General features: G+C 68.0%; 22 protein-coding genes and 8 pseudogenes. 15 read left to right on the top strand and 15 right to left on the bottom strand.

The window, feature by feature from the left end:
• Positions 1 to 39 precede the first annotated feature (39 nt).
• The 6 genes from ACH45E_RS00435 to ACH45E_RS00460 all read left to right on the top strand — a co-directional run bounded on the left by ACH45E_RS00435 (position 40) and on the right by ACH45E_RS00460 (position 5,242).
• Entirely contained in the window at positions 40 to 735 is a 696-nt protein-coding gene (locus ACH45E_RS00435) for a transposase (protein WP_399039677.1), read from the top strand.
• A gap of 84 nt (positions 736 to 819) precedes the next feature.
• Positions 820 to 945, top strand: a complete 126-nt coding sequence (locus tag ACH45E_RS00440; RefSeq protein ID WP_361457152.1) for a hypothetical protein — start codon at positions 820 to 822, stop codon at positions 943 to 945.
• 125 nt (positions 946 to 1,070) lie between these two features.
• Positions 1,071 to 2,558: a benzaldehyde dehydrogenase gene (locus tag ACH45E_RS00445; protein WP_361457070.1), complete on the top strand. Its 1,488-nt coding sequence runs from the start codon at positions 1,071 to 1,073 to the stop codon at positions 2,556 to 2,558.
• Between the two features lie 31 nt (positions 2,559 to 2,589).
• Positions 2,590 to 3,858 carry a M24 family metallopeptidase gene (locus ACH45E_RS00450; RefSeq protein WP_361457073.1) on the top strand — a complete coding sequence of 423 codons (1,269 nt, stop codon included), beginning with the start codon at positions 2,590 to 2,592 and terminating at the stop codon, positions 3,856 to 3,858.
• Between the two features lie 170 nt (positions 3,859 to 4,028).
• Complete coding sequence (locus ACH45E_RS00455) at positions 4,029 to 4,430, top strand: MarR family transcriptional regulator (RefSeq protein WP_361457076.1); 402 nt, start codon at positions 4,029 to 4,031, stop codon at positions 4,428 to 4,430.
• Positions 4,427 to 5,242 (top strand): NAD(P)-dependent oxidoreductase, encoded by an 816-nt coding sequence (locus ACH45E_RS00460; protein ID WP_361457079.1) that lies wholly within the window; start codon positions 4,427 to 4,429, stop codon positions 5,240 to 5,242. Before ACH45E_RS00455 ends, ACH45E_RS00460 begins: the two co-directional genes overlap by 4 nt.
• A gap of 5 nt (positions 5,243 to 5,247) precedes the next feature.
• On the opposite strand, the gene ACH45E_RS00465 is transcribed toward ACH45E_RS00460, so the two are convergent.
• Complete coding sequence (locus tag ACH45E_RS00465; protein ID WP_361457082.1) at positions 5,248 to 5,406, bottom strand: hypothetical protein; 159 nt, start codon at positions 5,404 to 5,406, stop codon at positions 5,248 to 5,250.
• Between the two features lie 218 nt (positions 5,407 to 5,624).
• On the opposite strand from ACH45E_RS00465, the pseudogene ACH45E_RS00470 reads away from it, so the two are divergent.
• Positions 5,625 to 5,678 (top strand): annotated as a pseudogene (locus tag ACH45E_RS00470) (hypothetical protein); the annotation flags it as partial.
• Positions 5,679 to 5,789: 111 nt separating this feature from the next.
• Here the strand turns inward: ACH45E_RS00470 and ACH45E_RS00475 are convergent.
• The 5 genes and pseudogenes from ACH45E_RS00475 to ACH45E_RS00495 all read right to left on the bottom strand — a co-directional run.
• Positions 5,790 to 7,445 (bottom strand): annotated as a pseudogene (locus ACH45E_RS00475) (IS1182 family transposase); the annotation flags it as partial.
• A gap of 85 nt (positions 7,446 to 7,530) precedes the next feature.
• Positions 7,531 to 8,330: pseudogene (locus ACH45E_RS00480) on the bottom strand (ISAzo13 family transposase); the annotation flags it as partial.
• A 73-nt stretch (positions 8,331 to 8,403) separates the two neighbouring features.
• Positions 8,404 to 10,338 (bottom strand): FHA domain-containing protein, encoded by a 1,935-nt coding sequence (locus tag ACH45E_RS00485; protein ID WP_361457085.1) that lies wholly within the window; start codon positions 10,336 to 10,338, stop codon positions 8,404 to 8,406.
• Positions 10,339 to 10,514: 176 nt separating this feature from the next.
• Positions 10,515 to 12,323 (bottom strand): protein kinase, encoded by a 1,809-nt coding sequence (locus ACH45E_RS00490; protein WP_361457088.1) that lies wholly within the window; start codon positions 12,321 to 12,323, stop codon positions 10,515 to 10,517.
• A 618-nt stretch (positions 12,324 to 12,941) separates the two neighbouring features.
• Positions 12,942 to 14,183, bottom strand: coding sequence for an acyl-CoA dehydrogenase family protein (locus ACH45E_RS00495; protein ID WP_361457091.1), 1,242 nt, complete (start codon positions 14,181 to 14,183; stop codon positions 12,942 to 12,944).
• A gap of 227 nt (positions 14,184 to 14,410) precedes the next feature.
• On the opposite strand from ACH45E_RS00495, the gene ACH45E_RS00500 reads away from it, so the two are divergent.
• On the top strand, positions 14,411 to 14,935 hold the full coding sequence (locus tag ACH45E_RS00500) for a TetR/AcrR family transcriptional regulator (RefSeq protein WP_361457094.1): 525 nt from the start codon (positions 14,411 to 14,413) through the stop codon (positions 14,933 to 14,935).
• A 9-nt stretch (positions 14,936 to 14,944) separates the two neighbouring features.
• Here the strand turns inward: ACH45E_RS00500 and ACH45E_RS00505 are convergent.
• Together ACH45E_RS00505 and ACH45E_RS00510 are read right to left on the bottom strand one after the other, a co-directional pair.
• Positions 14,945 to 15,229, bottom strand: a pseudogene (locus ACH45E_RS00505) (transposase); the annotation flags it as partial.
• A pseudogene (locus ACH45E_RS00510) lies at positions 15,193 to 15,393 on the bottom strand (ISAzo13 family transposase); the annotation flags it as partial. The pseudogenes ACH45E_RS00505 and ACH45E_RS00510, both read right to left, overlap by 37 nt.
• On the opposite strand from ACH45E_RS00510, the pseudogene ACH45E_RS00515 reads away from it, so the two are divergent.
• The 4 genes and pseudogenes from ACH45E_RS00515 to ACH45E_RS00530 form a co-directional block, all read left to right on the top strand.
• Positions 15,390 to 16,210, top strand: a pseudogene (locus ACH45E_RS00515) (IS110 family transposase); the annotation flags it as partial. The pseudogenes ACH45E_RS00510 and ACH45E_RS00515 sit on opposite strands and share 4 nt — an antisense overlap.
• Before the next feature lie 406 nt (positions 16,211 to 16,616).
• Positions 16,617 to 17,132 carry a hypothetical protein gene (locus ACH45E_RS00520; protein WP_361457097.1) on the top strand — a complete coding sequence of 172 codons (516 nt, stop codon included), beginning with the start codon at positions 16,617 to 16,619 and terminating at the stop codon, positions 17,130 to 17,132.
• A gap of 213 nt (positions 17,133 to 17,345) precedes the next feature.
• Positions 17,346 to 18,473 carry a histidine kinase gene (locus ACH45E_RS00525; RefSeq protein ID WP_361457100.1) on the top strand — a complete coding sequence of 376 codons (1,128 nt, stop codon included), beginning with the start codon at positions 17,346 to 17,348 and terminating at the stop codon, positions 18,471 to 18,473.
• Positions 18,470 to 19,192 (top strand): response regulator transcription factor, encoded by a 723-nt coding sequence (locus tag ACH45E_RS00530; protein ID WP_361457103.1) that lies wholly within the window; start codon positions 18,470 to 18,472, stop codon positions 19,190 to 19,192. Before ACH45E_RS00525 ends, ACH45E_RS00530 begins: the two co-directional genes overlap by 4 nt.
• Before the next feature lie 215 nt (positions 19,193 to 19,407).
• Here ACH45E_RS00530 and ACH45E_RS00535 read toward each other — a convergent pair whose 3' ends face one another.
• Entirely contained in the window at positions 19,408 to 20,622 is a 1,215-nt protein-coding gene (locus ACH45E_RS00535; protein ID WP_361457146.1) for a transposase, read from the bottom strand.
• A gap of 50 nt (positions 20,623 to 20,672) precedes the next feature.
• Here ACH45E_RS00535 and tnpA point away from each other — a divergent pair, with 50 nt between their 5' ends.
• Positions 20,673 to 21,101 (top strand): IS200/IS605 family transposase, encoded by a 429-nt coding sequence (gene tnpA / locus ACH45E_RS00540; protein WP_361457106.1) that lies wholly within the window; start codon positions 20,673 to 20,675, stop codon positions 21,099 to 21,101.
• A 42-nt stretch (positions 21,102 to 21,143) separates the two neighbouring features.
• On the opposite strand, the gene ACH45E_RS00545 is transcribed toward tnpA, so the two are convergent.
• Positions 21,144 to 22,055: a LysR substrate-binding domain-containing protein gene (locus ACH45E_RS00545; protein WP_361457109.1), complete on the bottom strand. Its 912-nt coding sequence runs from the start codon at positions 22,053 to 22,055 to the stop codon at positions 21,144 to 21,146.
• A 98-nt stretch (positions 22,056 to 22,153) separates the two neighbouring features.
• Between ACH45E_RS00545 and ACH45E_RS00550 the strand changes: the two genes are divergently transcribed.
• The gene (locus ACH45E_RS00550; protein WP_361457111.1) at positions 22,154 to 22,645 is read left to right on the top strand and encodes a GNAT family N-acetyltransferase; all 492 of its coding nucleotides are present in this window, start codon (positions 22,154 to 22,156) and stop codon (positions 22,643 to 22,645) included.
• A gap of 27 nt (positions 22,646 to 22,672) precedes the next feature.
• A pseudogene (locus ACH45E_RS00555) lies at positions 22,673 to 22,795 on the top strand (IS5/IS1182 family transposase); the annotation flags it as partial.
• A gap of 19 nt (positions 22,796 to 22,814) precedes the next feature.
• Here the strand turns inward: ACH45E_RS00555 and ACH45E_RS00560 are convergent.
• The 5 genes and pseudogenes from ACH45E_RS00560 to ACH45E_RS00580 form a co-directional block, all read right to left on the bottom strand.
• Positions 22,815 to 23,297, bottom strand: a complete 483-nt coding sequence (locus tag ACH45E_RS00560; RefSeq protein ID WP_361457114.1) for a DUF6262 family protein — start codon at positions 23,295 to 23,297, stop codon at positions 22,815 to 22,817.
• On the bottom strand, positions 23,287 to 23,484 hold the full coding sequence (locus tag ACH45E_RS00565; RefSeq protein WP_361457117.1) for a hypothetical protein: 198 nt from the start codon (positions 23,482 to 23,484) through the stop codon (positions 23,287 to 23,289). The genes ACH45E_RS00560 and ACH45E_RS00565 overlap by 11 nt, the downstream gene beginning before the upstream one ends.
• Before the next feature lie 60 nt (positions 23,485 to 23,544).
• A pseudogene (locus tag ACH45E_RS00570) lies at positions 23,545 to 23,860 on the bottom strand (transposase); the annotation flags it as partial.
• A 250-nt stretch (positions 23,861 to 24,110) separates the two neighbouring features.
• A complete protein-coding gene (locus ACH45E_RS00575; protein ID WP_361457120.1) occupies positions 24,111 to 25,556 on the bottom strand; it encodes an FAD-binding oxidoreductase in 1,446 nt (481 codons plus the stop codon).
• 70 nt (positions 25,557 to 25,626) lie between these two features.
• On the bottom strand, positions 25,627 to 26,388 hold the full coding sequence (locus tag ACH45E_RS00580; RefSeq protein WP_361457122.1) for a MerR family transcriptional regulator: 762 nt from the start codon (positions 26,386 to 26,388) through the stop codon (positions 25,627 to 25,629).
• Positions 26,389 to 26,488 lie beyond the last annotated feature (100 nt).

Consider the following 26,488-nt stretch of genomic DNA (forward strand, 5'->3'; position numbering starts at 1 on the left):
GACGCTCAACATCACCACCAACGACACTGAGCCGAATGGGTGACGGCCGACGGGCGCTCAGGGCTTCAAGATCATCTCGTTGCCCCTTTGGCGCGTATCTCGGTCAGACCCCTGGAAGGAGGCGACCTGGGCGGAGGTAAAAGAGCGCGGGCGGCCTGCGGAGGCTACGTCTGCTTCGAGGACGAGGCAGGCTTTACCCGCCGGCCGCCCAGAGGACGGACCTGGGGCCGGCGCGGCCGCACCCCGGTCGTGACGGTGAGCGGGCGACGCTCGGGGCGCCTGTCGGTGGCCGGACTGATCGCCATGCGGCCTGGCTCCCGCACCCGGCTGTGCCACCGCCTGCGCACTCACCCCGCGGGCAAGGGCAAGCGCCGCAGCATGGGCGAGCGCGACTTCATCGCGCTGATCGACGGCACTCACCACCTCGTCAAGGCGCCGATCGTGCTGGTCTGGGACCGCCTGAACACCCACGTCTCCCACGCCATGCGTGAACTGATCGCCCAGCGGGCCTGGCTGACGGTGTTCCTACTGCCTGCCTACTCGCCCGACCAAAACCCGGTCGGGTGGGTATGGGCACACGTCAAACGCAGCCTGGCCAACCTCGCCGTCGTCGCTCTCGACCGACTCGAAGCCCTCGTCCGCAACCGGCTCAAACGCCTCCAGTACCGGCCCAACACCCTCGACGGCTTTATAACGGGCACCGGCCTCACCCTCGACAATCCAACGTCACCTTGAAGAGCCGAAGTCAGTAACGTGGATGCGCACATACGACGCCAACGCCCTGGCCGACACCACATGAACCGCGTTCGGGAGGATGGGTTGGGCGACATCGACGACGTGGGCGTCTCCCTCGACCTGGACGTCGGCAAGAGCGCCCATCACGGGCACGGCCTCACCCTGGCCGGCAAGAAGGTCTTGACGCGCGGGGAGAACATAGAACGCTAGGCACCTAGCGGGTTGACAACATGCTAGGCGCCTAGCAAACTATGTCAGGTACCTAGCGATGTCTGACAGGGCGCCGCCGGCGAATCTCGGCCGGTCGTTGTCGCGCCCGGCCGAGAGGTGAGCACGTGAGCACAACAACAACGGCGACGAGGCTCCTGGACCCGGCCCGATGGACGGGCAAGATCTGGACAGGCGAGTGGACGTCCGGAGCCGAGGGCGAGCACGCCGTGCACTCGCCCTCGACAGGGATGCGCCTTGCGACGATCGGCTTCGCCTCCCCCGATCAGGTCGACGCCGCCGCCGAGACGGCCGCAGCGGCCCAGCATGATTGGGCCGCGCGCAGCTACGAGGAGAGAGCCGCTGTTCTGCGGCGCGCCGGGGATCTCTGGCACGCCCATATCGACGAGGTCACGCAGTGGCTCAGAGCCGAGTCCGGCTCCGCCGCCGCAAAGGCCTGGTTTGAAGTCCAGACGGCGGCCCAGGAGTGCTACGAGGCCGCGGCCCTGGCCTCCGTGCCCTACGGCGAGGTCTTGCGGTCCACCCAGCCCCGGCTCAGCCTCAGTCGCCGCTTCCCGGTAGGGGTGGTGGGAGTGATCGCGCCGTTCAACGCCCCGATCGTCCTGTCGATCCGTGCGGTGGCGCCGGCCCTCGCGCTGGGCAACGCGGTCCTTCTCAAGCCGGACAGCCGCACGCCGATCAGTGGCGGTGTCACGCTTGCGGCCATCTTCGAGGCAGCCGGACTGCCGCCGGGTCTGCTCCAGGTACTGCCCGGCCGTGGGGCCTCCACGGGCGAGCGACTGATCACAACCCCCCGTACACGGGTGATCGCGTTCACCGGCTCCACCGGCCTGGGCAGGCGCGTGGGTGAGCTGGCAGCGCGCCATCTCAAGCGCGCCCATCTCGAACTCGGCGGCAACAACGCGCTGATCGTGATGCACGACGCGGACCTTGACCATGCTCCGAGCGTGGGCGCGGCAGGCTCCTTCATCCATCAGGGACAGATCTGCATGGCGACTGGTCGGCAGCTGGTGCACGAGTCGATCGCGGACGAGTACGTGGCCAGGCTGACCGAGCGCGCGGAGGCACTGGTCGTCGGGGACCCGGCCGGAGAGGAGCCGGTCCAGCTCGGGCCCGTCATCGATGAAGGGCAACGCGACAGCATCCATGCGATCGTCACCGACTCGGTCGCAGCCGGCGCGACACTGCGTGCAGGAGGCTCCTACCATGGCCTGTTCTACCGGCCCACGGTTCTGGACCACGTCACCCCCGATCACCGCGCGTTCCGTGAGGAGATCTTCGGTCCGGTGGCTCCGGTCGTCCGCTTCTCCGCCCTCGACGAGGCGGTCGAGCTGGCGCGCGACACCGAGTACGGGCTCTCCCTCGGCATTCTCACGCGTGACGTGATGCGTGGCCTGCAACTCGCCGACCGCATCCCGTCCGGGAACGTGCACATCAACGACCAGACCGTGAACGACGAGGCGCCGGTCCCCTTCGGTGGTGTCGGCAACTCGGGCACCGGGTCGCGTCACGGCGGCCACCTGGCCAACATCGAGGCGTTCACCGAGACGCAGTGGACGACGCTGCGCGGCGACCTCCCTGACCACCCCTTCTGACCGGTAGGACCTGTCCGTCCGAGGAGGACGCATGATGAACGGCGCACTGCCCGATGCGTTCGACGGGGCACCCTCGCTGTCACTGGCCGAGCGCGACCGCCGCTGGACCCGGACCCGCGCACTGATGGACGAACTGGATCTCGATCTCATCCTGCTGGGCGGGTTCCGCAGCCGCGACCACTACGAGCACTACCTGAGCAACGACTACACCGAGGGCATCGTGCTCTTTCCTCGCGTCGAGGCGCCGGTCACGGTGACCTGGGGAGGCACGCGCATCTTCCGGGCCGAAGACAGCTTCGCTCGCGGCGCGGCGCGCTGGATTGACCGCTACTGCACCGGCCTGGACGGCGCCGCAGTGGCCGGATTGATCAAGGAACTGAGCCCGCGCGGCCGCATCGGAGTCGTCGGTCTGGAGACGCAGACTGCGGGGGAGTTCAGTGGCTTCGTTCCCGCAAGGTTCTGGATCGATCTGACCGAGAACCTCGCCGGCCGGGAGACCATCGACATCTCGTGGAAGTTCAACGAGATGATGCTGCCCAAGAGCGACGAGGAGCTCGCGTTGGTCCGGCGGGCCGCGAGCGCGGCAGAGGCCGCCTGCCAGGCGATGCTGGAGACGGTCGCTCCGGGAGTTCCGGAGACCGAGATCTATGCCGAGGTGCTCGCCACACTGGCGCGCCACGGATGCGGGATGCGGTATCCCACGCTGATCCTCAACTCGGGCTATCCCAGCCTCGCGTGGGGGCCGCCCCGATGGACCACCACGGCAGAACCGGTGCGTCGTATCGGTACCCGCGATCTGGCCATGGCCGAGATCTTCCCCACGTTCGGCAACGCCGAGGTCCAGGTGCAGATGTCGGTCGCCATCGGCAAGCCCCAGGCGGCTGTCGCCCAGTGCGCGGCCGTGGCCCGCGCCTCCTACGAAGCGGGGCTGTCGGTCCTGCGCGCCGGCATCACCTTCCGTGAACTCGTCCACGCGATGGAACAGCCTCTGAAGGAGTCCGGCTGCTGGGCCCTGACCCCGCTGGTACACAGCCTCAATCCCCAGGCGTTCCTCGGCTTCACGCAGGTCAACGACCAGGATGCCGCCCCGGTGGCCACGCTCCCAGGCCCCCCGCCGCGGAACCTGCCGCAGCTGATGGGCAACGACCTGGTTCTGCCGGCCGGTGCCACCCTCGCGTTCGAGCCCAACGCCTGCATCGGGCGTACGCGTGTGGTCTCCGGGGGCACCGTCATCGTGACAGAGAAGGGGTACGAGGAGACCAACAGTCTCCCCTGCCGGATGCGGACCACGTATGCCTAGCCCTGTCAGTCTCGGCGCCGACGGCAGCACCGCCGCCGTCGCCACCCGCAGCGGTCCGCGCCTCGCCAGCCGTTTGTCCATGCTATATACCCGACGATAATCGTCAGGTGACTAACGAACATCCTGACCCCCACCCTGATTCCCCCGGTGTCTGGGCGAAGAAGTACCACATGGCCTCGCGCCTGGTGATCGAGTCCGTGCTCCGTCCTTACGATCTCGGACCAACCCAGTGGTACGTCCTGCACCAGCTCGCCAACGCCGGGGCCACGCCACAGCGCGACCTGGTGCGCATGCTCCAGGTCGAGCGCGCCACGCTCACCGGCGTGGTGGCCGCGCTGGTCCGCAAAGGCTTGGTGGAACAGACACCCGATTCCGCCGACCAGCGGCAGAAGGTGCTGTCCCTGACCCCGGCCGGCGCCGCGCTCTGGCGAGACCTGCCCGACCCCATCGCCCGCATCCTCGAGGTCGCTTTCGACGGTGTCTCACAGACGGACATCGACACGGCCACGCGGGTGCTCCGCATAGCCACAGGTCGACTCACCGACCTGCTCTCAGAAAGAAGAGAAACATGACCATCCTGATCACCGGCGGTACCGGACTCGTCGGAACCCGCCTCCTGCGCCGCCTCGTGGCAGCGGGCCTCGACTGCCGGGCGCTGGTGCGCGCCGGCAAGGAAGTCCCAGACGGCGTGACCACTGTCGAGGGCGACCTGCTCGACCCGGCCTCGCTGCCCCGGGCCGTGCAGGGCGTGACTACCGTCATCCACCTCGCGGCAGTCCTGCGCACCCCCGACCCGGACCAGATCCAGCGGGTCAATGTGGACGGCACCCGCAACCTCGTCGCGGCGCTCCGAGCCCATGCCCCCGACGCGCGCGTCATCATGGCCAGCAGCAGCCTCGTCTACGACGCCGACCTCTCCGGACCCGCTCGCGAGGACGACGCCACCAACGCCAAGCAGCCCTACCCGGCGAGCAAGATCGTCGCGGAGCAGGTGCTGCGCGACAGCGGACTGACGTGGAGCATCCTGCGCCTCGCGTTCGTCTACGGCGACGCCGACGACCACCTGCAGTCCGCCCCCCGGCTCCTGGGCTCCTGGAACTGGCACCCCGCCAAGACCCTCAGCCTCGTCCATCACCAGGACATCGCGGTCGCCGTGCAGCTCGCCCTCACCGGTGCGATGGACGGCCGCACGGTGAACATCACCGATGACGCCCCCGCGACGGTGCTGGAGATCGCGCGTCTCCTCGGCGTTGAGTACAAGGAGTCGGCTGAACCGCTGGCCAACCCCTGGGAGGGCCACCTCGACGGTTCACTCGCTCGTGAACTCGGCTTCACCCCGACCGTACCGAGCATGTACCGGTCCGCGGACGCCGGGACCCTGTAAAACGCCTACCGCCTGATCCAGGAGGGAGCCGCAGCGCTCGGCGCGGAGGCGCTGCGGATGCAGCAGGCGGTGGCCGCCGTCATCGCCCGCTCCCGCGACGCGGGGGTGAGCCCGGCGTGAACGGCCTGGTGCTCGGGCTTGTGCTCGACGATCTTGGTCGTCAAGGTGTCAGGGGCAATACCGTTGCGTTTGAGTCTTCAGTCGCAGGTCAAGCCCTGGTGAATGACGCAACGGGACGTCCTGATAGATCAACTTGTGTCGAGCAAGAAGATCGTCGGGAGTCCCGTTGCAGGAGGAGTCTGTCATCACGCGCACGGTCGAGGCGGCCGGGGGTGTGTACGCGCCCGGCCACCTGGGCGAGTTGACCCAGATCGTGGACTTCATGCTGGTGGACACGGTGATCAAGGAGACCGGGTCGCGTGAGAAGCGGCTGCGGCTGCTGCCGTCCCGGGTCGGGCAGTTCGTGGGCGTCGAGGTACTGCTGGAACGCCGTCGGCGGTCGAGGCCGGTAGGCGGAGTCGTCTGGTTCCTGGGTGCTGAGACGCTCGATGTTGACGGCGATCGCGGTCAGCACGTGCTGGACATGTGCTTTGGCCGTGCCCCGGTAGCGACAGCGGCGCATCTGATGGGCGTTGGCCAGCTCGTTGACCGTGCCCTCGACGCCGGAGCGGACGGCGTAGAGACGCCGCCATTGCGGATCTTGCTGATCGGCGCGGTTCTGGGCCTGGAGTTGGTGGAGACGGCGAGGTAGGAAGTTCACCGTGCGTCCTTTGCGTGGATCTTTCGAGCGGGTGCACCTGCTGCGGTGGGGGCACGGGCTGCAGTGCCGGGCGTCGAACGCCACGAGTGCGTAGGGCGCCTGGGCGGGCGGCTCGGACCAGTTTCCGCTGGTCTTCCCGTCCGGGCAGGTGACCTGGCGGCGGTCGAAGTCGACGGTGAAGTCCTCCCGGGTGAAGCCGGTGCCGGCCTTGCGCTGCCAGGAGTTGTCGGGTGAGACCGGTCCGATGACCTCGATGCGGTGGGTGCGGGCGGCGGTGTCCATCAGCGCGACGGAGGGGTAGCCGCCGTCGACCAGGTGCTGCGCAGGCAGCAGACGGCGCTGTTCGAGCCGGGCGTGGATGCCGGGCAGAGCGGTGCTGTCGGCGGTCGGGGCGGTGGTGGCCACGTCCGTGATGATGTTGACGCCCTCCGCGTCGCAGGTTTCCGTGACGTGGGCGAGGTAGCCGGTCCAGGTGCGGTGCCCGCGGCGGACGTAGCGGGCCTGAAGGTCGTAAGGGGACTGAAGGCGGCGCCCGGTGGGCGGCAGACCGTCTTTCTCCGCACGCGGACGCAGTCGGCCCCGGGTGTCGACGAGGAAGTGCTGGATCATGATCTGTCGTAGTGCCTCCGCCGCGGGCCGCGGAGCCGCTGTCGGGCGACGGCTGCGGATCCGGTCGAGGAGGTCGGCGGCGTCGGCGCCGGCCTGTTTGAGCCGGGTGGCCGGATGGCTGGGCTGGCTGACCAGGCGGACCTGCCGCCCGTAGCGCATTGCCCAGTCCTCGGTCACCAGGCCGTCAAGGATCTCCGGCGCGGTGCGGGCGCACTCCTCCAAAGCGGCGCGAACTGCTTCCAACACCATTTCCAGCCGGGTCAGTTCGCGTACCGCGGCCCGTAAATAGGTGGAGTCGGTGCGCTGCCGGCCCCGCGCCTTGACCAGCCCGGCTTCCTTCAACCGGGCCAGTGCCAGATCGAGAAGGGCATCGGCGCGGTCGTCCTGGGCCAGCCGGTCTCGGAAGTCGGACAGCACACTGTGGTGGAAGCCGGGATCGTCGAGATCCAGCGCGAGGGCGTACTTGAAGTCGATCCGGCAGCGCACTGCCTCGGCCGCCTGTCGGTCGGAGAGGTTCAGCAGGAACTGCAGCACGCTCACCGTGGCGAGCTGGGCCGGCGACAGCCCGGGGCGCCCGTCTCGCGGGTACCAGGCGTCGAAGTCCTCGTCGCGCCACAGACCGTCCAGCCGGTCCCGCACCCACATCGCCGCCGTACCACGGGGATTACTCGCCCGCGCCACCCGCGCGGTCGCGGAGGGCACTTGTTCACCACAGCGGGGACGGAGGGACACCGGCTCACCTCGAAGAAGACGAACGACCTGCGAAACCAAGCCGAGCCTGCCTGATCGCCGTGCCCTTCCGCCTGAGAATTCCAAGATCCCCGACAGAGTCACTCAGTGAGAACGTGTCCAAGTCCGAGGCTGTCGAGCCCACGAAGGCTGTGTCGGCGGTGATCAGCAGCCGGGAGGCACCGGGTTAGCGGTGGACTCCCTCCTCGTTCCACCAGCGGCGCAGAGTGGCCACGGCGAACGCGGAGGTGTCGCCGTCGCAGCCCACGGTCACCCAGCCGGCGTCCGCGCCGATGTCGTAGATCCCGTACGGGACCGCCTTGAGAGCACCCTTCTCGGGGAAGTCGTGCGCCCGGGCCTCGACGGGGTTTCCGGCCCGGTGCCATTCCCGCCCGATGACCGCGTACCGGCCCAGCGTCTCCTTCTTCTTCGCATCCACGCTGATGACCGGCTGCCCGTCCGCGAGGCATGCCGTGACCTGGTCGTTGATGTAGCGGAACTGGGCGTCACGGTCAGGGTGGTGGGCCCCTTCGGTGGTGCGCGAAGGGGCCTGCAGGGAGAATCCCTCGGCCTTCAGGAGCGCGGCCACGGTGTATGTCCGACCCGCCGTCCCTGCTGCGTCAGTTCTGCAGCCAGCGCGCGGGTCGACTTCACCGTCCAGCGCAACGGCGACTCCGGGTCGCCGCGCTCGTCGGGCCCAACCAGCGCCAGAAGATCCGGAAGCAACTACGGGTGGAGATCCCGCAGCCGCTTGCGGCCTGCGCCGACAGCCCGGACCCGACCGTCACTCTCCTCGCCCCGCTCCAGCTCCCGCAGCCCACGAGCCACCGTCGACTCCGCGGCGCCCGCGGCACCGGCCATCAGCCGAATTCCGCCATGCCCGTAGCCCCGGGCAGCAGCCCCAAGCACCAGCCGCCGCTGCCTCTCATCCAGATGCGGCAACAACACCCCCAACGTCTCCGCCAACCCCGGCGCCGTCCCCTCCGTCACCCTCGCATCCTACGGGCCAACGGAAGCCAGGAACCGAGGAGTTATTTTTCTACAGCCCCCTGCGCACCCACCCTCAGGCCAGATTCACGGATGCGGCTTCCTGCGGTGCGAGACCCGACGGCCTGTTTCGCAGGTCGGCGGGGCAAGGAACGTAGACGGGGGCATCCGACTGGTAGAAGAGATCGATGTCGGCCTCCTCGCCGCCGACGACCACGGTGTCCCACGCACCGCCTTCCTGGAGCGTGCGCAGCGTGGCGGGATCCAAGGCCGAGAGGTGGCTGCGCAGTTCCTCGTCGGTGGGCAAGCCGGGGAGGCGCGGTGCGAGCCGCGCGCGTATCGCACTCATTCTCTCCAACAGGGCGTCGAGGTGCGCCTGCTGAGACTCGGAGCCGTCGGCGGGAGCCGATTCCATACTGCGGGCGATGATGTCCTTGATGGCGTGGGTGGCGCCCTGTTCGTCGGTGGTGATCATGGCGTTCCAGGCCCGGCTCTTGTGCCGGTACTGAAGCATGGACATCGCCGCCTCGTGCCGGATGAAGTCGGCGTCACGCAGCGGCTTTCCCTGCCACGCGCGGCTGAGGGAGCGAGCGAGCGAAATGGCGGAGGCGAGACCGCTGTTGAGGCCGCGGCCCGGCCAGAAGTGGATGGCGTTGGCCGCGTCGCCCAGCAGGAAGCCGTACGTGCCGGGGCTCGTCGGGCTCGGGCGGGTCAGCTGCGCCGTGAACCGCGGGCGCTGCACCATGTCCAGTCGGAACGACGTGACCGCGGTGAGATCGTCCTCGGTCATGCCGTACAGCTTCAGGCCCTCCCGGATCCGCTTCCACAGGGGCGAGCTGCGCAGCAGGGCGGGCAGGAAGAGGGTTCCGTGCGAGGGGCAGCGGAACTCGTTGTCCTCCTCACGGCTCATGACACAGGGACGAGCGGCGATGCACTCCTCGAAGACCTGGCGGACCGGGTCGAGGCCGACGACGTTCTTGGCCTCTTCGCGGGTGAGGCGCATGTTCAAGAAGCCTTCGCCGCGGAGCGAGTTGAGAAGGAACCTGTTCTGCGAAACGGTCAGCAGAACGCTCATCGGGTCGGGCAGCGGGGACTTCACCCGTAGCCCCAGCACCACGTCCTGCAGATGGTCGCCTTCGAGGGAGTAGATCGAGGCGTCGGCCGCGCCGAAGAAGTCGCTGTAGTGCTCCCGCGTACGGGACCGTCCGCCCTCGCAGACCACCAGGACGTGTTCCTGCGAGAGCCGGCCCTGGTGCTCCGACGGGTCGAAGCGTTCCGGTACCAGCCGGATCGCGGTGCTCTTGTTCGCCAGCTCCAGCAGGCGGTCCTCGATGTAGGCGATCCGGATGTTGCGGGGAGGCCGGCCCTCCAGGGAGTCCGGTCCGACGGGCCACATCTCCGCGAAGTCCCCTGAGTCGAACAGTGCCGACTGCATCTCCTCGGGCAGAGCGAGGTACTGCCGGCTCTGGATGGTCACGACCTGTTGACGACGGGTGTTTCCGTGGGTCTCGTCCTTCCAGACCACAGAGGAGCCGTTCTTGATCCATCGGCTTTCGTAGATCTTGATGGCGACCCGCCCGCGCAGCATGTTCTCCAGCGTCAGCGCGAAGGCGAGGCCGACCGGCCCCCCGCCGGTGATCGTGACGCGGAGCAGGCCGGGATCCGCGGATGCCTTGGCCCGGGGCATGTCGAGGAGGGAGAGGTCCATGACCGTCTCCATGGCGTCCTGCGACTCGAAAAGGAAGGTCTCCTCACCGATCCGGATGCGGTCGTCGGCACGCAGTACATGCCGTGTGACGCGCTGATCGTTGACGAAGGTGCCGTTGCGGCTGCGGTCGTACAGGACGAAGCCGGCGTCCTCCTCCACGATTTCGGCGTGCAGACGGGAGGCACTGACGCTGACAATTACGACGCCGCTGTCGCTCTTGCGGCCGAACGTCAGAGGAGTGGCGCTCAGCACGACACTCTGACCAGTGAAGGGACCCGTTTGCCCCACGATGACCGATGGCACGGCTACTCCTAGCGGATGATACTCAACAGGGAAACAGAGGCCGCGTGATGCGGCTGACCCGGCATGAGGACGGAATTGTCACTCACACGTGGGCGGGCCCGGTTCGGTTCAACTCTTCGGCGACCCAACCGGCCGGAGGGCAGCATGCCTGGACTCGGTCACGCGTTCACGAGCCGTCATTGACCAGACGATGCGCCTCCGGTCGTTCCCGCCTCGCACGTCAACGACAGAGGCACCATGTTGGACTTGCCCGTCAGAGGGGCATTGAGCTCCACGCCGATTTCGCTCTCGAACGTTCCGGCCTTCGCCCACGTGGTCAGACTGACGCTGACCTGCTTGGTGAGGCTTCCGCCATTCGGGAATGACAGCGTCCTCCACTCCTCATCGGTGACCGAGCCGTCCCTGGACACCCACCGGTAGGAGAACTGCGCCGGGAGCCGGTCCACCGTGAACGACGCCGTGAAGACGGGCGCCTCCCCGCTCGGGGGCGGGCACGGTCCCGAGTACGTCGTCTGCGAACCCGTCACCTGCATCTCCACCCCCTCGGAAGTGGAGGTGTCCTGCCCGCCGGCCCCTGTGCTGGGAGCGGCGGTTTCCTCGGCGTTCTGTGAGGCGTCCTTCGCATCCGGGGAGGCCGCACCAGCGCCTGCGGTGGCAGTGTTCCGCTGCTTTCCGCCGTCGTCCCCGGCGTTCATGAGGGCATAGCCCGTCCCGGTCAGCGCCAGAGCGCACAGGGCCGCGCCCGCCGCCACGAGGGCAGTGTTGCGCCGGTTGCGGCGTGAGGGAGCCGGGGGGAGGGGGGACGTGGGCGTTCCCACAGCGGTGGAATCCTGCGGCGAGGGATACGCGGGCGTCGGCTGCGCCGAGAGTTGCGTGACGGTTGGCTGCGCTGCGGGCTGTGTGGCGGTCGGCTTTGCCGGGGGAAGAGCGACGGTTGGCTGCGCCGGGGAACTCGTGGCGGTGAGCTGCGCCGAGGGATGCGTGGCCGCAGGCTGGTTCTCCGCCTGGGCGGGGGGTTCCTGTGTGGTGTGCTGAGTCTCCGCCTGGGCCGGAGACACCTGCGTCGTGAACTCAGTCTCGGGCTCTGCCACGACGGTCGGTGAGTGGGGAGCCTGCCGCACGGTTCCCGTGTCGGGCGTGTCGCTCTCACTGACCAACCCCAGTTCCCGCGCCGCCGGTTCGGCGCCGAGGCGTTCGTCCGGATCCTTGAGCAGCAGTCCTTCGATGACCGGGGTGAGGGCGCCGGCCCGGCGAGGTGGCGGCAACTCCGCGTCCACGATGGCCCGCAGCGTACTGAGAGCTGTGTTCTGGCGGAAGGGCGAGATCCCCTCGACCGCCGCGTACAGCAGCACGCCGAGCGACCACAGGTCCGACGCGAGCCCGGGCCGCTTGCCCAACGCACGCTCCGGGGCCAGGAATTCGGGCGATCCGACGACTTCACCGGTCATGGTGAGCGCTGTGCTGCCCTCGACCTCGGCGATACCGAAATCGGTGAGTACCACCCGGCCGTCCTTGGCTATCAGCACGTTGGCCGGCTTGACGTCGCGGTGCAGCACGCCGGCCTCGTGGGCGGCGCGGAGCGCGGCGAGCACCTCACCACCGATGGACGCGGCGCGCTGTGGGGTGAGAGGGCCCTCGGCCTTGAGCAGGTCGGCCAGCGACTGACCTTGTACCAGCTCCATGACGATCCACGGGCGGCCCTCTTCCATGGCCACGTCGTAGACGGTCACCACGTTCCGGTGCGACACGCGGGCCGCAGCCCACGCCTCACGCTCCAGCCGCGTGTACATCCGCTCGATGGCGGCCGTGGCCAGCCCGGCAGGCGCCCGGACCTCCTTGATGGCGACCTCGCGGTGCAACACCTTGTCGTGGGCGCGCCACACGGTGCCCATTCCGCCCTCGCCGAGGGGCGACACGAGAGTGTAGCGGTCGGCGATCACACGCGCGCGGCCCAACTCTTCGGACACGGTGTCCTCACTGGTCATCGGGGCGATTCTTCCTCTCGTCATGCAAGCGGCGCGTCGGAGCGCGGATGTCGCCCTTGGACTATCGATTCCTGTGCACGACCGCCGTCGGCGGAACCACTGGCCATCCACCGGATCGCAACCGGCGGCGGAGGTCTTCACACATCCACTCGGCCACATGGCGCCTCGTGGCGCACCCAGCAGACTTACGGCCGACCGGGCCGAGCAGTCCGCGGACGTAGTCCCGCATCCGTCGCCGGGACTCCACCCGGGAGAAGCGGGCTCCGGTCCGTAGGAAGAGTTCTTCGAGTTCCAGGTCCCAAGCATTCGTTGGTACGTCGTGGATCACGAGAACGGACTGCTCGTCGCGCAGTCACTACATGCGGCGCGGACACACGTTGGTGGGACGACCTGTCCAAGCCCGTCCCGCGCATGCCCAACCCCCGCTACACTCCCCACCGCCAGGCCGTTGACCAAGAGAAATACAGAAGTCCGGCTGGAATACCAGCCGACTGCTGCCCGGGTCTATTCCTGAGAAGCGTTCGGGTCGCGCAGCGGGCGCACGAGCCGTCGCCTTGCGCCTGCACCCCCTTTCGGGAGCCGTAGGCGCCTGAGAGTCCTCTTGCGAACCGGCTACTGCTACTGCCCGTTGAACCCCAAAAGGATCCGGGCGTACTGTTCACGGTCGATCTCTGTGATGAACGTGGGGTGGCGGGTCGCCGTGCCCAGATCGCGCCAGATCATCTGGGCCGGGCTGGATTCAGCGAACCGGCTCGCGCCGCCGACGTCGAGCAGTTTGTCGACGGCGTGACGGATGTGTCGTGCGGCGATGCCGGCGTCGATACGGATGCGGGCGACGGCGAGGGGGCTCATCTGCGCTCCCGTGCGGGTGGCCAGGTCGACGGCACGGGCAGACCGCGCCGCGTGGAGGACCGCGCTGTCGATGAGCAGGGCGGCGTCGGCGATGTTCGCCTGAACGCCCGGGGCGTCGATCGCCCGCGCGTGCAGTTTCACCGAAGAGGCCAGAGGCCTGCCCTCAGCCAGTTTCGCCACGACGTGGTCGTACACCGCCATGCCCATCCCCAGCACCGGTGCGGCCAGCGCGCCGGCCAGGCCCTGCGGCCTGGGCACGGGTGCCAGCGCCTGAGTGTCGTCCCGGGCCGCGGCTGCGGCCTGGGACATCAGCACAACCTGTTCCTTGGGTACGAAGACCTCCTCGGCACGGATCGTGTCGCTACCCGTGCCGCGCATCCCCGTCATGTGCCAAGTGTCCTCAACCGACAGCTCACTCATCGGGACCAGCGCGAAACCGCGGTCCGGGGCGGGCCCCTCCGCCTGGGCTACGACGTCGAGGATCGCCCACGTGGCATGGTGCGCGCCCGAAGCCCAGCCCCAACGACCGGTGAGCACGTACCCGCCGTCAGCCTCACGCACGGGTGCGGCGCCGGTGGACGAGCCGCACACGATCGCGTCGGGGTCCTGGCTCCAGACGCGGTGCCGCACCTCGTCGGGGTAAAGCCACAGGGCAATGGCCGCGCTGTAGGACACCACCAGCACCCAGGAGGTCGACGGGCAGCCTCGGCCCACTTCCGCGGCGATGGCCGTCGCCGCACGCGCGCCCACCTGGTGGCCTCCGTAAGCCTGGGGCGTGGCGAGGCGCAGGAGACCTGCATTGCGCAGGGCATCGATGTTGTCCTCGGGAAGCCTGCTTGTGGCATCCGCCTTCTCCGCGTTGGCGCTCAGGGCGGGTACCAGCGACGCCGCCGCCGAGACGAGTTGCGCCTCCTCGGCCGTGAGGTCGAAGACAAGCGGGTCCAGCCGATCGTTGAGGGCGGCGGAGCGACCTGCCGTCTCCCCTTGCCCGAGCGTGCTGTCGGCCATGGTGAACCCTTCCAGTGACGGTGACGTTCTACTGACGATGTTCTGTGCACAGCTGTCCGGATGGCGTCAGAACGACGGCATCTCGAAACTGCATCCCGTTTCTGGAACCCAGTTCCGTGAACGGAGTGTAGTACCTTTGGGATATGGATGGGCCAGCGGTACAGGACGGGCACCGGCCCGGGGCGCGTGAGCTCGCACGGCGAGCCCTGAAGGCACAGGTGCGCGAGATGGCACTAGACCTGTTCCTGGAGAACGGCTACGAGCAGACCACGATTGATGACATCTGCGCCGTCGCCGGCATCTCGCGCAGCACCTTCTTCCGCTCCTTCCCGTCCAAGGAAGACGTCTTCGCGAGCACCACCTCGGCCGCCCCCGAGGAGCTACTGGATGCCCTGCGGCAACGGCCCGACGACGAGACTCCGTGGACCGCACTGGGCCATGCGATGGTTCCGCTCATCGCGCACTACGCCGCCCAGTCCGAACGCGCGCGGCAACTGGCCGAGATCGCCAGAACCGTTCCCGCACTCGCGACGCTCAATCAGCACAAGCTGAAGAGAATGCAGCAGCTGCTGGCACCCGAGGTCGCCCGCCGCCTTGGCGCGGATCCGGACGACGCAACCGACCCCCGGCCCCACGCTCTGATCGCGTCCGCTTACGCCTGCCTCGAAGCCGCCGTCGAAGTCTGGATCGCCGGCCATGGCACACACCAACTGACGCCACTCCTCCACCGTGCGATGGCTGCCGTCGGCTGACACGTCGTAATCCTTCAGTCGGTACAGCACGGCCCCCTGCAGTCGGCTCCAGACTCCGGGCTTCGACCAGATCAGGAACCGGCGGTGAGCCGTCGACTTCGATATCCCGAAGCACGACGGAAGGTGGTGCCAGGCACACGCGCTCACCGGGACGTAGACGATCGCCGCATACAAGGCCTCATCAGGTGTGTCCTGTGTTCCGCCGCCGTGCGACCGCACCCTGGACGGAAGGATCAGCGGCTTCGTGATTTGTCCGTCGGCTGGGTGGGCCGGGGATGCACGGTGTAGTTCCATTCCCCGTGGAAGGCATGGCCGGTCAGCGGCACCGCGTTCAGTTCAGCGTCGCTGACCTTCACCCCCGTGGGACAGCGGCCGGGGTCCAGTTCGGCGTGGACGGTGAGCCCGGTGCGGTTGGTGGTCGCGGCGATGCTCTGCACGATGACCTCGTAGCTGGTCAGACCGAGGCTCCCACGGCCTGGTACGAGCCTCCTTCGTACCTCCGCAGCCGGTCCGCGAGCTGAGGGATCTCACCCGGACCCGCACCCAGATCACCCACGAACACGCCCAGGTCGTACAGCGCCTGGAGAAACTTCTGGAGGACGTCGGCATCAAGCTCTCCGCCGTCGTCTCCGACCTGATGGGCGTCTCCGGCCGCGCCATGCTCCAGGCCCTGATCGACGGTCAGCGCGATCCGCAGGTTCTGGCCGATCTCGCCAAGCGCCGGATGCGAGCAAGATTCCCGAGCTGAGCCAGGCGCTGACCGGCCGCTTCCGCGAACACCACGCCTTCCTGACCCGCCTCTACCTCGACCAGTACGACCACCTGTCCGGTGCCATCAACCAGCTGACAGCCCGCGTCGAGGAGGCAATGACCCCTTTCCGCCCGGCGCTGGAACTGCTGGACACGATCCCGGGAGTGAACCGGGCGGTGGCCGAGGTGATCGTGGCCGAGACCGGGGGTGACATGACCCGGTTCCCCTCGGCCAAGCACCTGGCCTCCTGAGCCGGACTCTGTCCCGGGCACCACGAATCGGCCGGCCGAGTCCGCAGCACCCGGGTCCGGCCCGGCAACCCCTACCGGAAAGGGGCCCTAGGGATGGCCGCGTTCGGAGCGGCATGGACCAAGAACTCATTCCTGCAAGCCCGCTACAAGCGGTTGACCGCCCGCTGCGGCCCGATCAAGGCACTGGTCGCTGTCGAACACTCGATCATCACCGCGATCTGGCACATGCTCCACGATAACGTGCCCTGCCACGAGCTCGGCGGCAGCTATTATCTCTGCCCGAAAACGCAAACCACCTGCAGTTATTTACGCGTCAGAGTCTCTCAGTCAGACGATCTCCACCGTGGACACCGGCCGCCGACCAGCCCGAGTATCCCAAAGCTCGCGCACACCAGCCCCATGATCTGCAACTTCACCATGCACACCACTTATTCATGGTCCAGAGGCCGAACTGCGTGACTCCGCACGGGTGATCGCGGGGACGGTACGGCCGCGGGGGCGGCTCCCGGTGCCGGTTCCACGGGCGGACGGCCCGGCCCGCGGGCTCAACTTGCTCGGCCACGGGCTGACGTACCCGGGTGGTCTGGTGCGTCAACCCGTGGGTTGACGCCAGGTATCAACCCAGGAGTCAATCCACGGGCTGAGGCCGTGCGGTGCCACGGGCGGCAAGCTCTTCCCCATGACGACGACTGACTACCTCATCTCCGCCGCCCTGATCCTCCTGGTGATTCCGCAGATGCGCGGCGGCCGTCTGACGCCCCGCTCGCTCCTGCTGCCGCTGGTGTCCGTCAGCGCCGCGGCCGCGCACTACCTTCATTCCTTCCCGACCGAGGGCCACGACGTCCAGCTGGACCTCTTCGGCGTCACGATGGGCATAGTGCTCGGACTGGCCAGTGGACTGGCCACCCGCGTCAGCCTGACCGAGGACGGCGCCGCGTACTCCAAGGCCGGGTGGCTGGCCGCCCTGCTGTGGGTGCTGGGCATGGGCGCGCGCTCGGCTTTCGTGTACTGGGCCGAGCACAGCGGCGCTCACACCATTGCGCAGTTCAGCCGCGACAACCTGATCACCGGCGCCGCCGCCTGGACCGCCGCGCTGCTGCTGATGGCCGTCACTCAGGTGGTATGCCGCCTGGTGGTGGTGCGCGTCCGGGCCTACCGGCTCACCTCCCCCCTTGTCACCCCCGCCGTGGCCTGAAGCGTGGCACCCAGCGGATCGCCGCTCGCCACACACTCCGCCCTGGCCCGGTTCCGCGTTCGCGGGCCCGGGCCGGGCTTTGCGATCAGCGGCGCAGCCTGCCTCTATTCTTCAGAAGTGACGGACATACTTCAGCCGACGGGCCCGGTCAGTCCACGGCTGGCCGTGGCTCTTGCCAGTGCCCGGGAGCAACGCGAAGGCAGGGGCCGGCGTATGCAGCCCGTCCTGTGGGGGGTCATGGCCGCCATCGCCGTCCAGTCCCTGCATGCCTCCCCCGCCCCCGGCGCCAGAGGCAGGCACCTGGCAGTCACCCTGGTGCTCGTCGGCTGTCTGCTGCCCATGGCCGCGGTCGCGTCGAACCTGTGGCCCCTCACCGGTCGCCCTGCCCGCTGCCTGGTGTTCTGCGTGCTGGTGGACGGCTTCGGGTTCGCCATGGGCATCCTGCAACCCGGCTCGATGTCCACCCTGCCACCGTCCGTCGTGGTCCTGATGGCCTTCCTCATCCTGGAGCGACGGACGGCCACTGTGCTCGCGGTCGTCGTCATGGGCGCTCTGACCGGCGCGGCGGCCGCCGGGTTGGACGGCGGTAGCGACAACTTCCTGCATCAGGTCCTCTTCGGCGTCCTCCTGGCCGTCGTGGGCATCGTGATGCGACAGTCGATCATCAACGAGGTGGCCGTCACCGTGCTGCTGGCCCAGCTCGAGGACGCCCGGGAGGCGGAGACCGAGGCGGCGGCGCTGGCCGAACGCACCCGTATCGCCCAGGATCTGCACGACGTGCTCGCCCATACCCTGTCCGGACTGGCCGTGCAGATACAGGCCGCCCGGCGGATGGCCCGGCGCGACCAGGCGAGCGGGGATCTGCGGGGGCTGCTGGACCGGACCGGTGAGCTGGTCAAGGAGGGTGTGGCCGACGCGCGCCGGGCTGTGCGGGCGCTGCGCGGCGAGCGCGTGCCCTCTCTCGAGCGGCTGCCCGAACTGGTCGAACGCTATCGGGTGGACCTGGAGCTCGACGTGACGCTGTCCGTGATCGGGCCGCAGCGGGAGCTGCAGCCCGACGCGGGTGAAGCCCTGTACCGCGGTGTGCAGGAGGCGTTGACCAATTCGGTCCGCTACGCCCGCGACGCGCAGGCCACGGTGACGCTCGTCTATGAGCCCAGGGCCACCATCCTGACCGTCGAAGACCGCCGCACCGGGCCGGGACCGGTCCGGGCGGCACTGGCCGAAGGCTCCGGCCTGGGGCTGACCGGCATGCGCGAACGCGTGACCGGGGTCGGCGGCACCCTGCGCGCGGGGCCGACAGCGCATGGATGGGAAGTACGGATGGAGATACCCGCGTGACGGAGCCCGGCGAGACGGCATCTGACGGCGAGAAGATCAAAGTACTGGTCGCGGACGATCAGCAGATCGTACGCAAGGGCCTGGTCCTGCTGATCGACATGCTGGACGGCATCGAGGTGGTCGGCGCAGCCCGTGACGGTGCGGAGGCGGTGCTGCTCGCCGGACAACTGGCCCCGGACGTAGTACTGATGGACCTGAACATGCCGGTCCTCGACGGTGTCTCGGCCACCGCGACACTGCGTGAGCAGATACCCGGCTGCAAGGTACTCGTGCTGACCACCTACGCCGACGACGACTCCGTGTTCCCGGCACTGCAGGCGGGAGCGCGGGGCTATCTCACCAAGGACGCCGACGACGACGCGATCGAGGACGCCATCCGCAGCGTCCACGAAGGCCGTATCTGGCTCGATCCCGAGGTACAGGCCCGCCTGGTCGCGGCCGTGCGGACCAGCGAGGTCGCACCGCCCGCCGCGCAGCGAGATCAAGCCCACACGCCGCAAACTCCCGCACCTTCCGACGTTCTGACCCCGCGCGAGACCCAGGTACTCACCCTCATCGCCCGGGGCCTGTCCAACGCGGAGATCTGTGCCCGGCTCGTCGTCAGCCCGGCCACGGTGAAGACGCACATCAACCGCATCTTCACCAAGATCGGCGCAGCCGACCGTGCCCAGGCCGTCGGCTACGCCTATCGCAACAACTTGGTCGAGCCCTGGGACTAAGAGGCTGCGCGGATAGGGGCGGTTTCGGGGTCGTCGGCTTGGGCTGTTGTTGCAGCGGTGGGTGCTCCAGGCCCGGCGGATGAGGCTGCGCACGGTACGCCTTCGAGTGGCCCTTGCTTGGTGGTGCTCGCTCCGCAAGTCAGCGCACGCTCATCGTCCGGTCGTGGTCATGGACTGTCGTGACTCCTCCACCCCGTAAACGGGGTGGCTTCTCGCTAAGCCGGGTTGGCGTTGCGACGGACCAGCCCGGCCCGTAGAACGTTGGTTGCTCCCACGACGTCGGCGTGCGCTGTGTGGCCGCACGAGATGCAGTGGAACTTCTCCTGTGTGGGCCGGTTCCCCGCTGAGACGTGCCCGCATTCGGGGCAGGTCCGGGAGGTGTTGCGGGGGTCCACGGCGATCACGTCTCGTCCGGCGCTTTCAGCCTTGGCGTGCAGGATCGTCAGGAACACCCCCCAACCGGCGTCGGCGATCGAGCGGTTCAGACCTGTCTTGGCGGCGGCCCCGTTGGGCAGGAACACGCCCGGCTTGTCGGGGTCGGGCTTCGGTGTGACGGTCTTGCTCATGTTGCGGATCTTGAGGTCTTCGTGCGCGATGAAGCCGTGCTCGGTGACCAGGGCGTGCGCGGTCTTGTGTGCGTGGTCGAGGCGCTGACGCCGCACCTTGCCGTGCAGGGCCGCGACGCGCTCTACGGCCCGCTGGTGATTGTTGGTGCGGTTCTTCGCCTTGCAGCGCGGATACCGGGACAGTGCCCGCTGTGCGGCCTCCAGCTTAGCGGCGGCCTTGCGGGCGTGGCGTGGGTTGTCGACGTGCTCACCGTTGGACGTAGTGAGGAACGACGCTATGCCCATGTCGATGCCGACCACGCTGCCGGTCGGGGTCAGCGGCTCGGGCTGCGGCCGCTCGGCGGTCAGGACGACGTACCAGCGCTTACCTTCGCGCTTGACAGACACGGTCTTGACCTTGCCGACCACCGGCCGGTGCTGGTTGACCTTGACGTGCCCGACACCTTGGAGCCGGACGCGGGTGACGGGGTCATGCGGGGTGGAGTCCCAGCGGCAGCCGTCCCCGTCCTTGGGGAAGTCCACCGTGTCGAACCAGTTCGCACCCCGAAAGCGCGGGTAGCCCGGCGTATCGCCGGACTTGATACGGCGGAAGAACGCGGCGAACGCCTTGTCCAGACGGCGCAAGGTGGCCTGCTGGCTGGAGAACGACCACCGGCCCTGCCGCTCCGGGTCGAAGGAACGGATCTCCTTGAGCTGTGCGGACTGCTGGCCGTATTTGATGCTCGTCTTCGACGTGTGCCGGTAGGCGTCACGGCGTTCCTGCAACGCGCCGTTGTAGAGCGAGCAGTGATCGGCCAGCATCGCGGCGAGCGCAGCGGCCTGGCCCACGGTGGGCCGCATGAGGAACTTGTACGCACGGATCATCCAGCCCACCCCCTTCCGGTCGAGTCCGTCGATCATACTACGCTTGGTGTATGTCACCACGCTGGGAACCGAATACCGATATCCGCCGGGGCCGTCACGTCGTCTACAACCTTCATGTCCACTTGGTTTTCGTAACCAAGTACCGGCGTGAGGTCTTCAACGACGAGATGCTGACGCGCTGCGAGGAGATCATGCGGAACGTGTGCACGGACTTCGGCGCGGACCTGATCGAGTTCAACGGGGAGGGCGACCATGTCCACCTGCTGGTGCACTACCCGCCCAAGGTCGCCCTCTCGAACCTGGTCAACTCGCTCAAGGGCGTGTCCTCGCGCTACCTGCGCCAGGAGTTCACCGGCCGCGTCAACCGCTTCATCATGCACGGCCGGTTCTGGTCCGGCTCCTACTTCGCCGGATCATGTGGCGGAGCTCCGCTGTCGATCGTCCGTCAGTACATCGAGCAGCAAAAACGTCCGTCGTAACCTGCGGGTCAGAGCAGCCCTGAGATCGGATTCCCTCCCCGCCTAAAGGCGGGGATTCCCTCCGAAGAGAGGGATGGACTCAGATGCTGCGATGAAGGCTTGCAGGAGAGGACGGTCGTCTCCTCGGCGGGTGGCCATGAAGATCCGGCTCACTGTGGGAGGCCCGTCGAGTTCGAGCCTGCGGGCGCCTGCGGGGAGCAGCGTCGTGACGCTGTAGGGGGCGATGCTGACGCCGAGGCCGGCCGCGACGAACATGATGATGGTGTGCCAGTTCGAGCACTCCTGCGCGACCTGGACGTCGATGCCGGCGTTCCGCAACGGCTGCGTGTTCATGTCGAACGCGTGAGTTCCTGCTGAACGCGGGAACAGGATCAGCGGGTCAGCGGCCAGCGCCCTTGCTTCTACACGGTCACCCCTTGCGGCGGGGTGCTCTGTGGGGATGACGGCGACGAACCGTTCCGATGCCAGCAGGGAAAGGTCGATGTCGTCGCGCTCCTCGGCGTCCCGCACGATCCCGACGTCGGCCGTACCCCGCTCCAGAGCCGCCAGGACGTCGGTGGTGAAACCGTCGTGAAGTTTCACCTGGACGTCCGGGCGGCGGCAGGAGAATGCACGGAGGTGTTCGCTGACGATCGCGGTGGCGGAGGTGATGAAGGAGACATCCAGACGGCCGGCCTCACCTCGGCCGACACGCCCGGCCTCGTCGAGGTCGGCCGCCAGACGGTCCAGAAGGTTCCGGGCCCTTGGCTGGAACGCCGCTCCCGCCTCTGTGAGGCGGACACTTCGAGAGGTCCGCCGGAACAGCTCAACGCCGACGATCTTCTCAAGCTGCCTGATCTGCTGGGACAGGGCGGGCTGGGCGATGTGCAGCCGCTGGGCGGCGCGGCCGAAGTGCAGTTCCTCAGCCACAGCCAGAAAGTACCGCAGATGACGGAGCTCGATTCGCTGATCCATAGTTCGAGCTTATTGATAGAGGTCAAGGCGTGTATTGGACATATGGGTGAGTGAAGCCGGAGGCTACGGGAAGCCACACCGGAAAGGGAACCCTTCTCATGCCGCACACCTCTGCCCCGACCATGGTCTCCTCGATCGGCTCACAGAGTGACGCCGACGCGTTCTACGCGCTGAACGAGGAGTGGATCTCGCGCCTGTTCACCCTGCAGGAAGAGGACCGGGCCGTTCTCGGAGATCCGTTCGGCCGCATCGTGGGCCCGGGCGGCGACGTGCTCATGGCGCGCGAGTCGGGCAGCGGCACTGTAGTTGGGTGCGTCGCACTTCTGGCCTATCCGGACGCCGTGTTCGAGCTGGCGAAGATGGCCGTGGCTCCCGCCGCGCAAGGACGCGGCATCGGCCGCCGACTCATAGCCGCAGCGATCGACCGCGCCCGGGCACTCGGTGGGGCCCGGCTGTTCCTCGGCACGAACAGCAAGCTGGCCCCCGCCCTTCACCTCTACGAGGACGCGGGGTTCGTCAGGATCACCCGCGACCGTCTCCCCGTGGCCGACTACTACGCCCGCGCCGACATCCTCATGGAACTGCAGTGATGGCACTCTGTGATCACTGGGAGACCTGTGCCTGCGCTTCCCTCATGGCTAACCGAACCGCTTTGGGACCAATTCGCGACCCTGCTGCCGGTGCGGCCGGTCTACGATCCGGCCCACCCGCTGGGCTGCCACCGCCGTCAGGTGACGGACTGATCCGTGCCCGTCATCATCAGATTACGGCTCCCTCTCTCGAATGGGTTGCTGAGGCTGGACAGGGTCGGCAATGTCGACGTCCTCGTGGATCGATGCGGCGCCCCGCAGGCTTGTGTGACTTCTCGCGGCGCGTTGTTCGCCGAGGGCTCCGGCGAGGGTGTGCGCGCAGTTGCCGGTTTTCGTCGGTGAGACGCTGGATGCGTTCGTTGGCGGCTCCCAGGCGCCGCCGCAGTGAGGCGTCGGAGGCCCTTTGACGTGCAGGGACGTGGGATGTCGGTGCTCGGCGTTGTACTGCCCGCAGCTGCTCGATCTCGGCTCGCAGGTCGGGTTGCGCGTAGAGCCAGGAACGGGAAACACCTGCCCGTTTTGCGACGGTCTCGAAGGTGACCGGTTCGCCCGCGGCGTCGAGAGCGCGGAGTGCCTGGACGGCCTTGGAGCGGGTGTATTCGCTGCGTTGTCGGGCCGCATCGGCGATGTGCCGACTGTTGTCAGCTCGCATCAGCGGTAGCCTCCGGCAGATCGGGGTCGGATTCCAGGGTGGTGATGATCTGCTCCAGGTTGCCCAGGACCTGTCGGTCCATCTCCACCCGCGTTTGCCCGCGGGCCTCGGCGGCAGTAACGATCTGCAGCAGCTGCTGCCGTTGCTCGCGGTGCTGCGGCAGGAACTCGGGGGTGGTGACGAACATCGGGCAGGTCAGGCAGGCTTCTCTGAACTTACTGCCGAGCCGTACTCGTGGTCACGATGTCACTACCAGGGTCGCGTCCTCTAATCGGTGGGCCTTCCCGCGAACCTGGCAGCGCAGGAGCTCATGAATGACCTGGTCAGTCCTGTCGTCCCGCCAGGCGGCGAAATAGTAGTACGTCGCGCTCTTCGGTGGCAGGTCGTTGGGGAGGTAGGCCCACTGGCAGCCGGTCCGGCTCGGGTAGAGGATCGCGTTCACGATCTGCGCCCTCATGACCGCTCACCGAACGATGCCGGTCCTTCCACGCGGTGATCACGGGCTCGATCAACGACCACTGCCCATCCGATAAGTCGCTTGGGTACGGCTTGCGTTCACTCACCCCGCCCCCCCCAACAGACCACCAGCTGCGGATCAGCGGATTCCGCCCGCACCCGCACCCACACCAACAGGCGACGACAGAACACCCAAAGGGTCACGAACCGCCCTCTCAGAAGCGCTCCCCGGCTATCTGATCACCCGTCGGACGGCCCCCTTGGTGAAAGCCCGAGGCCAACGTGACCAATGTCCGACGACCCGATGCCGTTCCCCGGCGGGACCGCCGGCACCCCCGGATGCTCCGGTTCCACGCCTCACACGGGCCTGGAACCGGCGTCGGCACGCTCGCTGGGGAGCGGCGTGGCGGCGAAGACGGAGTCCGGGTCGACCGCAGACTTCACGGCGAGCAAACGCTCGGTGTTCGGCCCGTAGGACTCCGCGACCTGGTCGGGAGTCTCCGGCCCCAGGAAGTTCACGTAGCCGCCCGGCAACGAGAACGGCTCAAGCGCCGCGTGCAGCTCTTCCAGCCAGCGCAGGTGCGGGGATCTACCATCGCCGGCACCTGCGTTGCCCTTGCTTTCGCCCTCCCACAATGAGATCAGCTCGACCATCAGGTGCGGTTCGCGCCGGCCGAAAGCCGCCGAGCCGAGGGGCAGACGGGCGGCGGCACCATGGAACTGATGCCACACGATCGCGGAGAACGGTGAGGTGAACTCCTGGGCAGCCCGGTCCAGGACGGTCGCGATGGAGCCGGAGATGCTCTTGACGGTGCGCGTGCGAATCGCGCCCATCCGCCCGGGTGGGAACATGGCGTCCGTCGCGGCCAGCGCCGCGGAACGGGCGACCGGTGCAATCTCTGCCAGGATGGGTGTACCGAGTCTGGCCAGGGCACGCACCGGCCCGTTCTCGGCGTTCCCCACCTCGATGTCCCCCGACCAGGTCGGCGCGACGTACACCGTCGGCTTCCCGTCCGGGCCGGGAAGGAACCCCACGTCCACCGTCAGCTCGGCCGGGCTGTTTTGAAGGATTCCACCGAGGTCGGCGAGAATGTCGGCGCTCTGGACGATCGGGTACAAGATGGTTCCCGACACCACTGTCGGCACGGGGTGCAGACGGATCCGCGCCGAGGTCACGACACCGAAGTTGCCGCCGCCGCCCCGCAACGCCCAGAAGAGGTCCGGATGATGATCGGCGTCGGTGTTCACTCGTGAACCGTCGGCCAGGACGACTTCGGCGCCGAGCAGGTTGTCGGCCGCGAGCCCGAACTGCCCGATCAGAGGGCCGTATCCGCCGCCGAGCGTGAGGCCGACCATGCCGACGGCGCCCGCCGTTCCGGTGACCGCCGTCAGGGCCGCCCGCTCGGCGGCCGTTACGACGTCGGACGAGAGCGCCCCGCCACCCACCGTCGCGAAACGGCGGCCGATGTCGACCTGAACTCTCCGCATGTCAGTCAGATCGAGAACCAGTCCGCCGGGACGGAACGCCCGCCCCCAGAAGTCATGACCCCCGCCGCGTACCGAGATCGGCACCCCATGGTTGCGAGACGTGCGTATCCCGGCCTGCACGTCAGCGGTTGTCGCGCACCGCACGACGACAGAAGGACGGACATCGACCGCTGCGTTGAACAACGCCACTGCTTTTGCGTACTCCGGTCCGTTGGTGAGTACGCGGCCCGCAGGGATTCTGGACCGCAGCTCAGCCAGCAAGGCAGCGCTGACTGCGTCGCGGGCATCGGCATGGGCATGGGCATGGGACTGCATGGTCACTCCTGCGTGTCGCTCACGGGTGCGGCCGTCTACGGCGACGGCATGGAGCCGGAGACCGGCGCGGTCAACGAAGTTCGGTAGCGTTCCGCTCCTGTCGGAGCTGGGTGGACTCGTCCACGATCACGTGGGTCCGGTGCAAGACATCGAGCTGCGCCGGGTTGTACAGCTCACGCAGGACCGTCTCCATGGTCTCTCGAACGAATTCCTTCCCCTTCGAGGCGGCCGCGTACAGGTCGGGCAGGTCCGGGTGGTCCTGCCGCAGCCGTCGCAGGTAGGGCACCATCCGCTCCACGAGGTCTTGGCGGATGTGCTCGCCGGCGTCAGCGGACAGTTCGTCGAACTCTCGATTGATCGGGTGAGCAGGCAGATTGCGTACCAGCGCACCGTAGGCTTGTAGCTGCTCCCCGTTCATCAACCGGGTCATGACCAGCAGGAGCGAGCGGTCGGTCTCGGACAGCACCGTTGATTCGCCGGGCGTGAGTTCCGTAGGCAGGTCGGCAGGGGCACGCTGCTCGATCAGTGCCGCGAGTTCGAGCCGGGCCCGCTGCAGCCGCTCGATGGTCGCGGCCAGTTCCGCGTCGAGCGTGCGCAGTGCCTGCCCGGGGTGCTCGCCCTTGTCCACCGTCTCCGCGATCTGGTTCAGCGAGAACCCGAGATCGACCAGCCGCTTGACCCGCAGCAGGCGGACCAGGTGCGGCACGCCGTACTGCTTGTAGCCGTTGGCGCGGCGCTCGGGCTCCTCCAGCAGCCCGACCTCGTGGTAGTGCCTCACCGCCCGCAGGCTGGTGCCGGCAAGCTCAGCGATCTCCCGAGTACTCCAGCTCATGATTCTCAGCCAACACTGTGCCGCTACGGCACGGTCAAGTCCTGTCTCTGGCTCTCACGATCGGCATCACGATCGGGCCCGGGCTGGTGACTTCGAGTCG

The organism is Streptomyces sp. NPDC020299 (assembly GCF_044387825.1).
Classification (GTDB): domain Bacteria; phylum Actinomycetota; class Actinomycetes; order Streptomycetales; family Streptomycetaceae; genus Streptomyces.